This is a genomic window from Nonomuraea soli, from assembly GCF_013761175.1.
Classification (GTDB): domain Bacteria; phylum Actinomycetota; class Actinomycetes; order Streptosporangiales; family Streptosporangiaceae; genus Nonomuraea; species Nonomuraea soli.
Genome location: NZ_JACDUR010000008.1, coordinates 74,400 through 87,334, shown reverse-complemented (window position 1 = coordinate 87,334; position 12,935 = coordinate 74,400). Strand labels below are relative to the sequence as shown.

Here is a 12,935-nt window from a genome sequence, read left to right as displayed (position 1 = left end):
ATTCCTTCCCGGTCACCAAACGAACCGGGAATGGAATTTCTCACGCAGGGTAGGCTTACCTAACTCTTCTGAGCAGCGTGAATGCGGCGAAAGCACAACCCATCAGGACGAGGATCACGACCCCCATCGCGATAGCCGTACCGCCCAGCAGGCCCACCATGGGGGCGGCCAGGGCGCCGAGGGCGAACTGCAGCACGCCGAGCAGGGCGCTCGCGCTTCCGGCGATCTGCGCGGGCTGGCTGGCCAGGGCCAGGGCGCCCGCTCCCGGCATGACCAGTCCGGCGCCCGCCTGCAGCAGGAACAGGCCCGTCAGCACGCCCCACAGGCCCAGGCCCGCCAGCGCGGACACCAGCACCAGCGCGCCGCCGCCGAGGCTGACGAACAGGCCCGCCATGACGAGCTTGCCGGGATCGACCCGGCCGGCCAGGCGTCCGCCGATCTGGGCCATGACGGTCAGGGCCAGGGCGTTGACACCGAAGATGAGGGCGTACTGTCCGGCCGAGACGCCGAAGATCTCCTGCAGCACGAAAGGCGAGCCGGAGATGTAGCCGAACATGGCGGCGAAGCCGAGGCCGGAGGCGAGCGCCGGCGCCATGAACCTGCGGTCGCGCATCAGCTTCCAGAAGGTGACGGCCGTCGGCCGCAGGCCGCCCGCGACGCGGTCCCCGGCGGGCAGCGTCTCGCGCACGCCGGGGAAGGTCATCGCCAGCAGCACCAGCCCGGCCAGGCTCAGGGTGACGAACACGCCGCGCCAGGAGGTGAACTCCAGCAGCTGCGCGCCGGCGATCGGCGCCAGGATCGGGGCCAGGCCGCTGACCAGCATCAGGTTGGCGAAGATGCGCGCGATGGCGGCGCCGTCGTACATGTCGCGCACGATGGCCCGCACGATCACCAGGGCGGCGCCGCCCAGGATGCCCTGCAGCAGGCGCAGGACGATGAGCGAGCCGACGTTCGGGGCGAAGGCGCACAGCAGCGAGGCGATCGTGTAGCCGCCGACGCCGACGAGCAGCGGCAGGCGGCGTCCGCGGCTGTCGCTCAGCGGCCCCGCCATGACCTGGCCGAGCGAGACGCCGATGAGACAGGCGGTCAGCGTGAGCTGGACCTGCGCGGGCCCGGTGGCCATCTCATGGGTGATGGCCGGCAGCGCCGGGAGGTACATGTCGATCGACAGCGGGCCGATCGCCGACAACGCTCCCAGGATCATCAGGAGCAGTCCCCGGCGTTCCCTGCGTTGGGCGGGGACCTCCACTGCCACGGACATGCGCGCACTCCTCTTTCCTCGCGGGCCTGGAAAAGGCCCCCGGCGAGGGCCGAGGAGTGCTAACAGCTATCCGGTCATCCCTTATTCCCCATTTAGTTGGATGACGTAGAAATGGGCGCCTTGCGGGTCCTGGAAGGCCACGAACGTCCCCTTCGGCGAGTCCATGCGCGGGATGTAGACGGCCGCGCCCAGCTCCCGGGCACGGGCGATGGTGGCGTCGAGGTCGGCCACGGCGAAGAACGTAGTCAGCCTTTCACGCATCGCACTCGAAGGCCTGCCGATCTCCGTTCTGGCGTACCTTGCGCCGCCAAAGCGCTCCTGGGGCGCTGACCGGCGCCCGGGGTCCCTAAACTCGTGGCCATGGACTCCCCAGCCGTCGAGGTCATCGATCTGGTCAAACGCTACGGCGGCGCCACCGCGGTCGACGGGCTCACCCTTTCGGCGGCCCGTGGCGCGGTCACCGCGATCCTCGGACCCAACGGCGCGGGCAAGACCTCCACGATCGAGATCTGCGAGGGGTTCCGCGAGGCCGACGGCGGCACCGTGCGCGTGCTGGGCCTGCCGCCCTCCGACGGCTCGCTGCGCGCCAGGGTCGGCGTGATGCTGCAGGCCGGAGGGGTTCCGCCCGCGGTGCGCTGCGGCGAGTGGCTGCGGCTGGTGTCGCGTTTCTACGCCCGCCCCCTCGCCCCCGACGCCCTGATGGCCCGGCTGGGCCTGACCGACCACGCGCGCACGCCCTACCGCCGCCTGTCCGGGGGCCAGCAGCAGCGCCTGTCGCTCGCCGCCGCCGTCATCGGCCGGCCCGAGCTCGTCTTCCTCGACGAGCCCACCGCCGGGCTCGACCCGCAGGCCCGCCACGCGTGCTGGGACCTGGTCGCCGACCTGCGTACGGCAGGCGTCGGCGTCGTGCTCACCACCCACCACATGGACGAGGCCGAACGGCTGGCCGACCACGTGGTCATCATCGACCGCGGGCGCGTCGTCGCCGAGGGCAGCCCGGCGTCCCTGACCGGTGCCGAGCGCCAGCTCCGCTTCCGCGCCCGCCCGGGACTGGCGCTGGAGGAGCTGCTGACGGCCCTGCCCACCGGCAGCGCGGCCAAGGAGTCTCCGGCCGGGCATTACATCATCGAGGGGCAGGTCGACCCGGAGCTGCTGGCGACCGTCACCGCCTGGTGCGCCGCCGAGGGCGTCACCGCCGACGACCTCAGCATCGAGCGGCGCACCCTGGAAGACGTCTTCCTGGAGCTGACGGGCAGGGAGCTGCGATGACCTCCGTACGGCGAAGCGGCACGACACGTGGCGCGCGGACCTCCCGCCATCGTGACCAGGCACCCGATCACAGGAGCAGCTCGTGACCGCCCTAGACCTCACCCCGGCCCCCGGCGCGGCGCCGCTCGGCCGCATGGTGGCCGCGCAGGCGGGCGCCGAGATCCGGGCGATCCTGCGCAACGGCGAGCAGTTGCTGCTCACGCTGATCATCCCGGTGCTGCTGCTGGTCGGCTTCTCCCTGGCCCCCCTGGTCGACGTCGGCCAGGCGCGCAGGATCGACTTCCTCACCCCCGGCGTGCTGGCGCTGGCCATCATGTCCACCGCCTTCACCGGCCAGGCCATCGCCACCGGTTTCGAGCGCCGCTACGGCGTGCTCAAGCGCCTGGGCGCCACTCCTCTGTCGCGTGCGGGGCTGCTGCTCGCCAAGACCCTCGCCGTCCTGGCCGTCGAGTTGCTCCAGATCGTCGTGATCGTCGGCGTCGCCCTGGCCCTGGGATGGCGCCCGGCGGGCTCGCTCCTGGCGGCCGTGCCGTACCTCCTGCTGGGCACCGCGGCCTTCAGCGGGCTGGGCCTGCTCATGGCGGGCGTCCTGCGCGCGGAGGCGACCCTGGCGGCGGCCAACCTCGTCTACCTGGTCCTGCTCGGCTGCGGCGGCGTGGTCTTCCCGCTGTCGGTCTTCCCCGGCGGGGTGGAGTCGGTGCTGGAGCTGCTGCCGATCTCGGCGCTGACCGGCGGGCTGCGGGCGGTGCTGATGGACGGCGAGGGGCTCGCGCTCGGGCCGCTGGCCGTGCTCGCGGCGTGGACCGTGGTGACGCTGGGGCTGGCCGCGCGTACCTTCCGCTGGGAGTGACCCGGGATCGGAAATGTCGGCCCGGCTGAGTAGGCTCGGAGCTCTCCGCCCGACATGTGAGGATCCCCCGTGACCGTCAACGCCCTTGATCGTCCTTTCGACGACGGCAAGTCCCGCCTTCCACGGCTGGGCTCGCTGGCCCGGCATGCCGCCGACGCCATCCCGCCGTCGGGTCTGGTGATGCTCGGGATCCTGTCGGTCCAGGTGGGCGCCGCTTTCGCCAAGGAGCTGTTCGCCGTGCTGCCGCCGAGCGCGGTGGTCTTCCTGCGCATCGGCGCGGGGGCCCTGGTCATGCTGCTGGTGGCGCGGCCCAAGCTCAAGGGCCTGTCGTGGCGCGACTGGGCGATCGGCCTGACCTTCGGCGGCACGCTCGCTTTGATGAACCTGTCGTTCTACGAGGCACTGTCGCGCCTGCCCATGGGCATCGCCGTGGCCATCGAGTTCCTCGGCCCTCTGGGTGTGGCGGTGGCCGCTTCCCGCAAGCGGCTCGACCTGCTGTGGGTGAGCCTGGCCGCGATCGGTGTCGCCCTCATGGCGCCGTGGCAGGAGTCGGCGTCGGTCAGCTGGCTGGGCATCGGCTTCGCGCTGGTCGCCGGGGCGTGCTGGGCGGCCTACATCCTGCTGTCGGCCGCCGCGGGCAGCCGATTTCCGGGCACGACCGGGCTGACGTTCGCGATGGTGGTGTCGGCGGTGTTCATCGCACCGGTGGGCGTGACGACCGGCGGCGCCGACCTGCTCCAGCCGGAGCTGCTGCTGATCGGCCTGGGCGTGGGGCTGCTGTCGTCGGTGATCCCCTACTCGCTGGAGCTGAAGGCGCTGCGCCGGATGCCCAAGCACGTGTTCGGGGTGCTGATGAGCCTGGAGCCCGCGGCGGCGGCCATGATCGGGCTGCTGGTGCTGGGCGAGATCCTCGACGTGCTGCACTGGGCGGCGATCGGGTGCATCATCGCGGCCAGCCTGGGCGCGACGCGGGCGGGCGACAAGACGGGCGGATGACGGACAAAGCCCGCACCGGGAAGGGTGCGGGCTTGTACGGCCCCGCAGAGGAGCCGAGCCCGGTCAGCGGAGCCAGGGCTGGTTGCGGACCAGGGCGGTGCGGGCCCAGGCGCGGCCCAGGCCGAAGGTGTCGCCCGCCTTCGCGGCGGCGAGCCCGACGAGCACCAGCGCGTAGATGACGTGGTCGTCGATCACCGGATTGCTGGTCATCGGCAGCGACGCCATCCACATGAGGACCATCATGATCGCCCCCGACACGGCGGCGACGCGCATGCCGATCCCGAGGATCAGGGCCACCCCGACGCCGAGCAGCCCCGCCATGAACAGGACGTTGACGACCGGGTTGCCGGCCATGGCGTGGAACATGCCGCTGAAGGGCCCCTCCACGCCGCCGAGGAACCCGGCCGTGGGGTTGCCGCCGTTGATCCAGGCGTTCTGCGCCGGGGTCGAGAACCCGAGGCCGAATGTCTTGTCGAGGAAGGCCCACAGGAAGACGAAGCCGAGGGCGATCCTGGTCGCCGCCCACACGCGTGGCGCCCAGCCGGTACGGCCTGCGGGTGCGGGAGCCGCGGGCTGGTCCGTTTCGGGGCGGTACGGCGCGGCGTGACGGCCGTGCGGGCGTTCGACGATCTGCGTGGTCATGATTCCCCCCGGAATCCTCGCGCAAGATCGTGAAAATTTTCACAAGCTCGCGCGCTGCGTAGCCGATCTCTTCCCTTCGGAGAGTATCACAAAACGGACACTAGACCCCAAAAGGCACTACTCCTGGGGGCTCGCCCAGATGCCGCGCACCTTGCCGATGTGCTGGGCCATCAGCTGCCCCGACCCGTCGGAGTCGCGGCTGATCAGCCGGTCGAGCAGCTCCAGGTGCTCGCGCGCGGAGTCGACGAGCGTGCCCCGGCTCGCCAGCTCCGACAGGCCGTAGAGCCGCGCCCGGCTGCGCAGGTCGCGCACCACCTCGACCAGGTGGCCGTTGCCGCCCAGCGAGAGGAGTTCCACGTGAAACCGCAGGTCAGCGTCGACATACCCGAGCAGATCGCCCCCTTCGGCCGCGGAGACGATCTCCTCGGCGATCGGGCGCAGCCGCTCCAGGCGGTCGAGGTCGGCCGAGGCCGCCAAGCGGGAGACGGTGGGCACCTCGATCAGCTCGCGGATCTCGGTGAGCTCGTCGAGGTCACGCTCCGACAGCTCGGTGACACGGAAGCCCTTGTTGCGCACCGCCTCGACGAGGCCCTCCTTGGCCAGGTCGAGCATGGCCTCGCGCACCGGAGTGGCGGACACGCCGAACTGGCCGGCCAGCACGGGCGCGGAGTACACCACCCCTGGACGCATCTCGCCGGTGATGAGCGCCGCGCGCAGGGCGTTGGCCACCTGCTCGCGCAGGCTCTGCCGTTCCCCGACGACCGGCAGGTCCAGTCGACCCTCCGCAGCCATCCCCGCACATCCTTCCGTTCTACGCCCACGCCTCGTAGGCGGCGGCCGCGACCACCAGGTCCTCCCAGGCCATGCCCACGCTCTTGAACAAGCGTGGCCCCGGTCCGACCCGCACCTTGCCGGAGACCAGATCCGCGAGGTTCCCGGCGAGATGACCAGTCGTGATCGTACCGTTCCGGACAGGGACGATCACATCCCCGGCCTCCGCCAGTGCGGCCGATCGCGCCTCGACGACGAGGATCGCGCGTGCCACCAGGTCGTCGTCGACCTCGCGGGCGTCGGGCTCGTGGGATCCGACGGCGACTACGGTGGCGCCGTCGCGGGCGAGCTTACCGGGGAACAGCGGGTTTCTCGCCGTCGTGCAGCAGGCGATGATGTCGGCCTCCGCGACGGCCTGGGTGGTGGTGACGCCCTTGGAGCCGTGCGAGGGCCGAGGCGGCGCGGGAGGGGCCGGCGTGGGAGAGGGTGGCGCGGGAGAGAGTGGCACGGGAGAGGGCTGCGCGGACTGCGCAGGCGGCGGGGGCGGCGGGCTCGCGGGGCGCGCGGGCGGCCAGACGACCGCGTCGGGCCGCGGCCCGGGGCGAGGGGCTGGCCTGCGGGCATCGGCAGGGCCCGAGGGAGGAGAAGCCGGCGGGGTGGGCCCTCCGGGGAAGCCGGGCTCGCCGTGAATGCCGGACGGGCGGGCGCCCGGAAGCGGCGAGGGGCCGGGGGCGGCGATGCCGGTGCCGCTGCCCGGGGAGGCGCTCGGGGCGGGCGACGTGGCCGCCCACTGGGTGACGTGGGACGACGCGGCCGTGCCGTACCCGGTCTCGACCTGCAGCCCCGCCGCCCAGCAGCGGGCGGCCAGTTCCTGCACCCCTGCCGGCGAGCGTCCGAACAGGGTGACGTGCGTGACGGGCCGGACGGCGCGCAGGGCGACGATGTGGCCCCACGCCTGCGGTCCCGTGCCGAACACCACGAGGCGGCGGGCGTCGGGAGCGGCCAGGTGGCGTACGGCGAGCGCGGAGACGGCGGGAGTGCGCAGCGAGGTGAGCGCGATGCCGTCGATGGCCGCCAGCGGCGCGAGGGTGTCGCCGTCGAACAGCAGGTAGGTGCCCTGCACGCGCGGCAGCCCGCGGCGCGGGTTGTCGGGTGCGACGCTGACCACCTTCACCCCGGCGTAGCGCCCGCCGCCGGCGGGCATCATGAGCAGCTGCCCCGCCGGCAGGTCGGCGTGGGCGCGCGGAGGGGTGGCCTCGGGGTCGAGCCCGGCCTTCAGTGCCTCTTCGAGCACCTGTACGGCACGCGCCGGCGGCACGAGCCTGGTGAGTGCGGCGGCGTCGAGGTAGTTCATGCGGCGCGCTGCTCCATGGATCGGCGTCTCCAGATCGGGGGGTCCAGACCGGCCGGGGCGAAGGGCGCGGTGCTTCGCCCCGGCCGGAGCCGGAGTCATCGCAGAGTGAACCCGGTGCCGATCGGGTCGGCGGGGTCCAGCTCGAACAGATGCCTACCGGTACGGTAGGCCATGCCTTCGATCTCCGGTATGACGCCTTCTGGAGTGATGTCGGCGATTCGCCCCGAAAAGACGCTCCCCACGATGCTCTCGTGCGTCAGCGTGCCGGTGAAACCGTCCTCGTGCAGCACCGCCAGCCGCGCCGCCGTGCCCGAGCCGCAGGGTGAGCGGTCGACCTCGCCGTCGGCGAAGACGGTGACGTTGCGCTGGCGCGCCGGGCCCAGCTCGTCGTAGAAGATCACCCCGTAGACGCCGGAGAGGCGGGGGTCGTGCGGGTGCTCGGTCGCGGGATGCCCGGCCAGCTCGGCCTTGATCCGGCGGGCCGCGGCGATCAGTTCCGGCAGGTCCGAGGGGGTCACCGACAGCCCGGCCGACGACGCGGGCAGCGAGGCGTAGATCGCTCCGCCGTACGACAGGTCGACCTCGACGCCCCCGGCCTTCACGGACCTGGCCAGGACGAAGGAGGGCACGCTGCGGAAGGTGACCGACTCGACGCGCCCGCCCGAGCAGCGCACGCGGGCGGTCACGCGCCCGGAGGGCACGTCGACGACCACGTCGGTGAGTCCGTCGGGGTCGGCCTGGACCAGTCCCTCCTGCACGGCGTGCACGCCCAGGGCGATGGTGCCGTGGCCGCAGGCGGTGGAGTAGCCGTCCTTGTGCCAGAACAGCACGCCGAGCAGGGCGTCAGGCGAGTTCGGCGGCACCAGGAAGCAGCCGTACATGTCGGCGTGGCCGCGCGGCTCGTGGCACAGCAGGCGGCGCACCCGGTCGAACTCCGGCCGCGAGGCGTTCGTGCGCCGGTCGAGGACGGAGGCGCCGGGGATCTCGCCGACGCCCCCGGTGACGATACGGAACGGCTCGCCTCCCGTGTGGTAGTCCACCGTGCTGATCACAGGATGAACCCCTCGGGGAAGGGGTCGCGCGGGTCGAGGAAGTACTGGGCGGTGCCGGTCACCCAGGCCCGGCCCGTGATGGTGGGCAGGACGGCGGGCCGCTCCCCCACCGTGGTCTCGCCGAGCAGCCGGCCGATGAAGCGGGTGCCGATGAACGACTCGTTGACGAAGTCCGTCTCCAGCCCCAGCTCGCCGCGGGCGTGCAGCTGGGCCATGCGCGCGCTGGTCCCGGTGCCGCACGGGGAGCGGTCGAACCAGCCCGGGTGGATGGCCATCGCGTGACGCGAGTGCTGCGCGGTGGAGCCCGGCGCCTTGAAGTAGACGTGGTGGCATCCACGGATGCGGGAGTCCTCGACGTGCACCGGCTCGTCGGCGGCGTTGATCGCCTCCATCGTGGCCAGCCCGGCCGCGATGATCTCGTTCTTGGCCGCCCGGTCGAAGGGCAGCTTGTAGTCGTCGAGGTCGACGATCGCGTAGAAGTTGCCGCCGTAGGCCAGGTCGTAGGGGATCGCTCCGAAGCCGGGCACCTCCACGACGGCGTCGAGCCGGTCGCAGTAGGCGGGCACGTTGCGCAGCGTGACGCTCATCGCCATGCCGTCCTGCACCGCCACGTCGACCTCGACGAGGCCGGCGGGCACCTCCAGGCGGATGGTGGTGACGGGTTCGACCACCTCGACCATGCCGGTCTCCACCAGCACGGTCGCCACGCCGATGGTGCCGTGGCCGCACATCGGCAGGTAGCCGGAGACCTCGATGAACAGCACGCCCCAGTCGGCGTCTGGCCGGGTGGGCGGCTGCAGGATGGCGCCGCTCATCGCGGCGTGGCCGCGCGGCTCGTTCATCAGCAGCTGCTTGATGTGGTCGAAGTTGTCGCGGAAGTGGATGCGGCGTTCGGCCATCGAGGCGCCCGGGATCGTTCCCACGCCGCCCACGATCACGCGGGTGGGCATGCCCTCGGTGTGCGAGTCGACGGCGTGGAAGACCCGGCGGGTCCTCATCGCAGGCCCTCCGCCAGTACCTTCTCGGTGGCCGCGCGGATGGAGGCCTCCTGCTCGGGCACGAGCGGCAGGCGGGGGGCGCGGCACGGCCCGCCGTGACGGCCCGCGACGTCCATGGACAGCTTGATCGCCTGGACGAACTCGGTCTTGGAGTCCCAGCGCAGCAGCTGGTGCAGCTTGCGGTAGAGCGGCAGCGCCGTCTCCAGGTCACCGGCGACGGCCGCCCGGTAGAGCGCGGCGTTGGAGGTCGGCAGCGCGTTCGGGTAGCCCGCGATCCAGCCGACCGCGCCGGCGACGGCCAGCTCCAGGAGCACGTCGTCGGAGCCGACGAGCAGGTCCAGGCCGGGGGCGAGCTCGTCGAGCTCGTAGGCGCGGCGCACGTCGCCGCTGAACTCCTTCACCGCGACGATCAGGCCCTCGTCGAACAGCTTGGCCAGCATGGGAGGGGTGAGGTCGACCTTGGTGTCGATGGGGTTGTTGTAGGCGACGATCGGCACGCCCGCCCTGGCCGCCTCGCGGTAGTGCTCGACCACGATGCGCTCGTCGGCGCGGTAGGAGTTGGGCGGCAGCAGCAGGACCGAGCCGCAGCCCGCCTCGGCGGCCTGCTCGGCCCAGCGGCGCGACTCGGCCGAGCCGTAGGCCGCCACACCCGGCATCACGTTGCGCCCGCCGACGGCGGCCACGGCGGTCTCGACGACCTTGGCGCGCTCCTCGGCGGTCAGCGTCTGGTACTCGCCCAGCGAACCGTTGGGCACCACACCGTCGCAGCCGTTGTCGACCAGCCACCGGCAGTGCTCGGCATACGCGTCATAGTCGACGGACAGGTCGTCGCGCAGGGGCAGCGCGGTGGCGACCATGATGCCGTGCCAGGGCTTAGTTCGGCTTGTCATCGGAAATCCTCTCTAGTGCGCCGAGGGTGATCGGCTGGGCAAGGGGGCGGCGGGGCGGCTGGGGGGCCTGCCCGGCCAGGCAGGCGACGGCGTGACCGCACATCCTGCCCTGGCACCAGCCCATTCCGGGCCGGGCCAGCAGCTTGATCGAGCGGGCGTCCGTGGCGCCCAGGCGCTGGGCCTCGCGGATCGCGCCGAGGGTGACCTCTTCGCAGCGGCAGACCAGGGTGTCGTCGGCCAGCCAGCTCTGCCAGCCGTCCTGGACGGGGTAGGCCTGCTGGAGTGCTCGCGCGAAGGCCCTGAGGCGGGTACGGCGGCGCAGCAGCAGACCGGGTACGGCGGGCGGCTCGCCTGCCGGGGGCGTTCCGAGCTCCGCGGCGATGGCCAGCCCGGCGATGCGCCCTTCCAGCTCCGACAGCACCGCGCCGCCCACGCCCGTGGGCTCGCCGGCCGCGTAGACGCCCGGCACCGAGGTGCTCTGCGAGGCGTCGACGGTGACGATCGGGCTGCCGTCGAGGTCGTGGCCGGTGTCGCAGCCGAGCTGGGTGGCCAGGTCGATCTGCGGCACGAATCCGTAGCCGACCGCCAGGGTGTCGCACTCGACGGTGCGGGTGGCGCGGATCCGCCAGTCGCGGTCGATCCGGGCGACGCTCACGTGGGTGAGCTCCCGTTCGCCGTGCGCGGCGACGACCGCGTGACGGGTCCGGTACGGCACGCGGTGCCGTAGCAGCGTGGCCGCGTACCCGGCGGCCTCGCCCGCCTTGGACAGGGCGAGCCAGGGGTGCCCGGCCAGTCCGAGCCCGCCGTTGGCCTCCAGCACCTCGGCCACGCGGGTGCCCGAGCGTGCCAGGCCGGCGGCGACCGGCAGCAGGAACGGTCCCGTGCCCGCCACCACCACGCGGCGGCCGGCGGCGACGAGGTTGCCCTTGAGCAGGGCCTGGGCGCCGCCCGCCGTGAGCACGCCCGGCAGGTCCCAGCCGGGGAAGGGCAGCGGCCGGTCGTGGGCGCCGGTGGCGATGAGCAGGGCGCGCGTGCGGAGCACGACGGGCAGCTCGACCGGGTGGCCGTGGGGTCCGTCGGAGGTCATGACGGCGTGGACGGCGAGGAGCTCCTCTTGCCTGGTCACCGCCCAGACCTGGTGGCCGAGCCGGAGATCGGCCAGCCGCTCCAGCGTGCCGCTCTGCCGTACGAAACGGTCGAGGCCGTGGTGCAGCATGCCTTCGCGGGAGGCGTGGAAGGAGGCGGGCAGGTGGCGGAAGTACTGCCCGCCGAGCCGCGCGCCCGAGTCGAGCAGCGCGACCCGCAGCCCGGCCTGGGCGGCGGTCAGCGCCCCCGCGACGCCCGCGGGGCCGCCGCCGACCACGACGAGGTCGTAGGCGTTCATGAGGTGACCACCTCGTCGCCCGCGCGCGCCACGAGCAGGCAGGCGCGCTGCTCGGGGCTGCCGTTAACGCTCACCAGGCAGTCGAAACAGACGCCGATCCCGCAGAACAGGCCGCGGGGCCGCCCGCCGAATCTGGTCGTTCGCCACGACCGGATCCCGGCGGCGTGCAGCGCGGCCCCGACGGTCTGTCCAGGCAGCACGGAGACCGGCCGCCCGTCCACGGTGATCTCGAAGGCGGGTTCGGGACGTGCCCCGGCCAGGTCTTTCATGAGTGCGCCTCCGCGGGGAAACGGTCCGGTCGGAAGGCTCCCAGGTCGAGCGAGGGCGACTGGCCCGACAGGAGCTGGGCGAGCAGGTGGCCGGTGGCCGGGGCCAGGCCGATGCCGGCGCCTTCGTGGCCGCAGGCGTGGTAGAGGCCGGGCATGCGGGGGTCGGCGCCGATGACGGGCAGGTGGTCGGGGCAGTACGGGCGAAAGCCGCAGTAGGTGCGGATCGCCCGGACGTCGCGCAGGACGGGGAAGAGCGCGACGGCCTGGGCGGCCAGTCTCTGGAGCACCGGCAGCGAGATCGTGCGGTCGAAGCCGACACGCTCGCGGGAGGCGCCGATGAGGACGGTGCCCGACGGGGTGCCCTCGACGACGGCCGAGGTCTCCAGTCCCTCGTTGTCGCTGGCCACGTTGGTGACGTAGGCGGCGGTGTAGACCTTGTGGCGCACGAGCGGGGTGCGCAGGGGCTCGGTGACGAGGATGAAGCCGCGGCGGGGCAGGACCGGCAGGTGCACGCCGGCGAGCCGGGCCACCTCGCCGCCCCAGGTGCCGGCGGCGTTGACGACGGCCGCGGCGAGCAGGTCGCCCTCGGAGGTGCGCACGCCGGTGACGCGTCCGCCCGAGCGCAGGAAGCCGGTGACGGTGACGCCGGTGCGCAGCCGCACCTTCTGGTGGCCGTAGCGGTCCTGGGCGGCCCTGATGAGCCTGGCGGCGGCCAGCATCGGCTGGACCTGGGCGTCCTGCGGGTAGAAGACGCCTCCGGCCAGGCCCTGCGCCAGGTGCGGCTCGTAGGCGGCCAGGTCGCCGGCGAGCGTGTGCTCGACGCCCTGCTTGACGGCCAGGGCGGTGAGCTGCTCCAGGACGGCGGGGGTCTCGGCGACCACGAGGCCGCCCTTGGCCTCGAACTCGAAGTCGACGCCGTCGGCGAGCTCGCGCCAGAGCTTGTTCGACAGCACCGCCAGATCGAGCTCGGGACCGGGTTCCTTGTCGGAGACGAGGATGTTGCCCTCTCCCGCGCCGGTCGTGCCGCCGGCGACCGGGCCCCGGTCCAGGACGGTGACGTCGAGGCCCGCGCGAGCGGCGTAGTAGGCGCAGGCCGCGCCCACGACTCCGGCGCCGACGACGATCACATCGGCCAAAACCACTCCCTCCTCAGTAATATGTCACACCTTATACGACGCTCAACTGTCTCGCATCATCGA

14 protein-coding genes are annotated in these 12,935 nt (G+C 72.7%); 3 read left to right on the top strand and 11 right to left on the bottom strand.

The genetic code is table 11. The features are described from left to right. Positions 1-55 precede the first annotated feature (55 nt). Positions 56-1,261: a multidrug effflux MFS transporter gene (locus tag HNR30_RS36655; RefSeq protein WP_181614742.1), complete on the bottom strand. Its 1,206-nt coding sequence runs from the start codon at positions 1,259-1,261 to the stop codon at positions 56-58. An 81-nt stretch (positions 1,262-1,342) separates the two neighbouring features. Beyond that, positions 1,343-1,522, bottom strand: a complete 180-nt coding sequence (locus tag HNR30_RS50695) for a VOC family protein (protein WP_344983263.1) — start codon at positions 1,520-1,522, stop codon at positions 1,343-1,345. 99 nt (positions 1,523-1,621) lie between these two features. Here HNR30_RS50695 and HNR30_RS36645 point away from each other — a divergent pair, with 99 nt between their 5' ends. From HNR30_RS36645 to HNR30_RS36635, 3 genes are all read left to right on the top strand, one after another. Beyond that, the gene (locus HNR30_RS36645; protein ID WP_181614741.1) at positions 1,622-2,530 is read left to right on the top strand and encodes an ABC transporter ATP-binding protein; all 909 of its coding nucleotides are present in this window, start codon (positions 1,622-1,624) and stop codon (positions 2,528-2,530) included. Between the two features lie 133 nt (positions 2,531-2,663). Beyond that, positions 2,664-3,380: an ABC transporter permease gene (locus HNR30_RS36640; protein ID WP_181615178.1), complete on the top strand. Its 717-nt coding sequence runs from the start codon at positions 2,664-2,666 to the stop codon at positions 3,378-3,380. Between the two features lie 69 nt (positions 3,381-3,449). Beyond that, the gene (locus HNR30_RS36635) at positions 3,450-4,376 is read left to right on the top strand and encodes an EamA family transporter (protein WP_312894900.1); all 927 of its coding nucleotides are present in this window, start codon (positions 3,450-3,452) and stop codon (positions 4,374-4,376) included. 63 nt (positions 4,377-4,439) lie between these two features. On the opposite strand, the gene HNR30_RS36630 is transcribed toward HNR30_RS36635, so the two are convergent. From HNR30_RS36630 to HNR30_RS36585, 9 genes are all read right to left on the bottom strand, one after another. Next, a complete protein-coding gene (locus HNR30_RS36630) occupies positions 4,440-5,018 on the bottom strand; it encodes a DoxX family protein (RefSeq protein WP_181614740.1) in 579 nt (192 codons plus the stop codon). Positions 5,019-5,135: 117 nt separating this feature from the next. Further along, entirely contained in the window at positions 5,136-5,810 is a 675-nt protein-coding gene (locus tag HNR30_RS36625; protein WP_181614739.1) for a GntR family transcriptional regulator, read from the bottom strand. A 19-nt stretch (positions 5,811-5,829) separates the two neighbouring features. After that, complete coding sequence (locus HNR30_RS48555) at positions 5,830-7,143, bottom strand: ornithine cyclodeaminase family protein (RefSeq protein ID WP_246380016.1); 1,314 nt, start codon at positions 7,141-7,143, stop codon at positions 5,830-5,832. Positions 7,144-7,238: 95 nt separating this feature from the next. Continuing rightward, complete coding sequence (locus HNR30_RS36610) at positions 7,239-8,195, bottom strand: proline racemase family protein (protein WP_181614738.1); 957 nt, start codon at positions 8,193-8,195, stop codon at positions 7,239-7,241. Then, entirely contained in the window at positions 8,192-9,193 is a 1,002-nt protein-coding gene (locus HNR30_RS36605; RefSeq protein ID WP_181614737.1) for a proline racemase family protein, read from the bottom strand. The genes HNR30_RS36610 and HNR30_RS36605 overlap by 4 nt, the downstream gene beginning before the upstream one ends. Further along, entirely contained in the window at positions 9,190-10,083 is an 894-nt protein-coding gene (locus HNR30_RS36600; protein WP_181614736.1) for a dihydrodipicolinate synthase family protein, read from the bottom strand. Before HNR30_RS36600 ends, HNR30_RS36605 begins: the two co-directional genes overlap by 4 nt. After that, positions 10,067-11,467 carry an FAD/NAD(P)-dependent oxidoreductase gene (locus tag HNR30_RS36595; protein WP_181614735.1) on the bottom strand — a complete coding sequence of 467 codons (1,401 nt, stop codon included), beginning with the start codon at positions 11,465-11,467 and terminating at the stop codon, positions 10,067-10,069. The genes HNR30_RS36600 and HNR30_RS36595 overlap by 17 nt, the downstream gene beginning before the upstream one ends. Beyond that, positions 11,464-11,736: a (2Fe-2S)-binding protein gene (locus tag HNR30_RS36590; RefSeq protein WP_181614734.1), complete on the bottom strand. Its 273-nt coding sequence runs from the start codon at positions 11,734-11,736 to the stop codon at positions 11,464-11,466. The genes HNR30_RS36595 and HNR30_RS36590 overlap by 4 nt, the downstream gene beginning before the upstream one ends. Continuing rightward, complete coding sequence (locus tag HNR30_RS36585; RefSeq protein ID WP_376771778.1) at positions 11,733-12,863, bottom strand: NAD(P)/FAD-dependent oxidoreductase; 1,131 nt, start codon at positions 12,861-12,863, stop codon at positions 11,733-11,735. The genes HNR30_RS36590 and HNR30_RS36585 overlap by 4 nt, the downstream gene beginning before the upstream one ends. Positions 12,864-12,935: the final 72 nt, after the last annotated feature.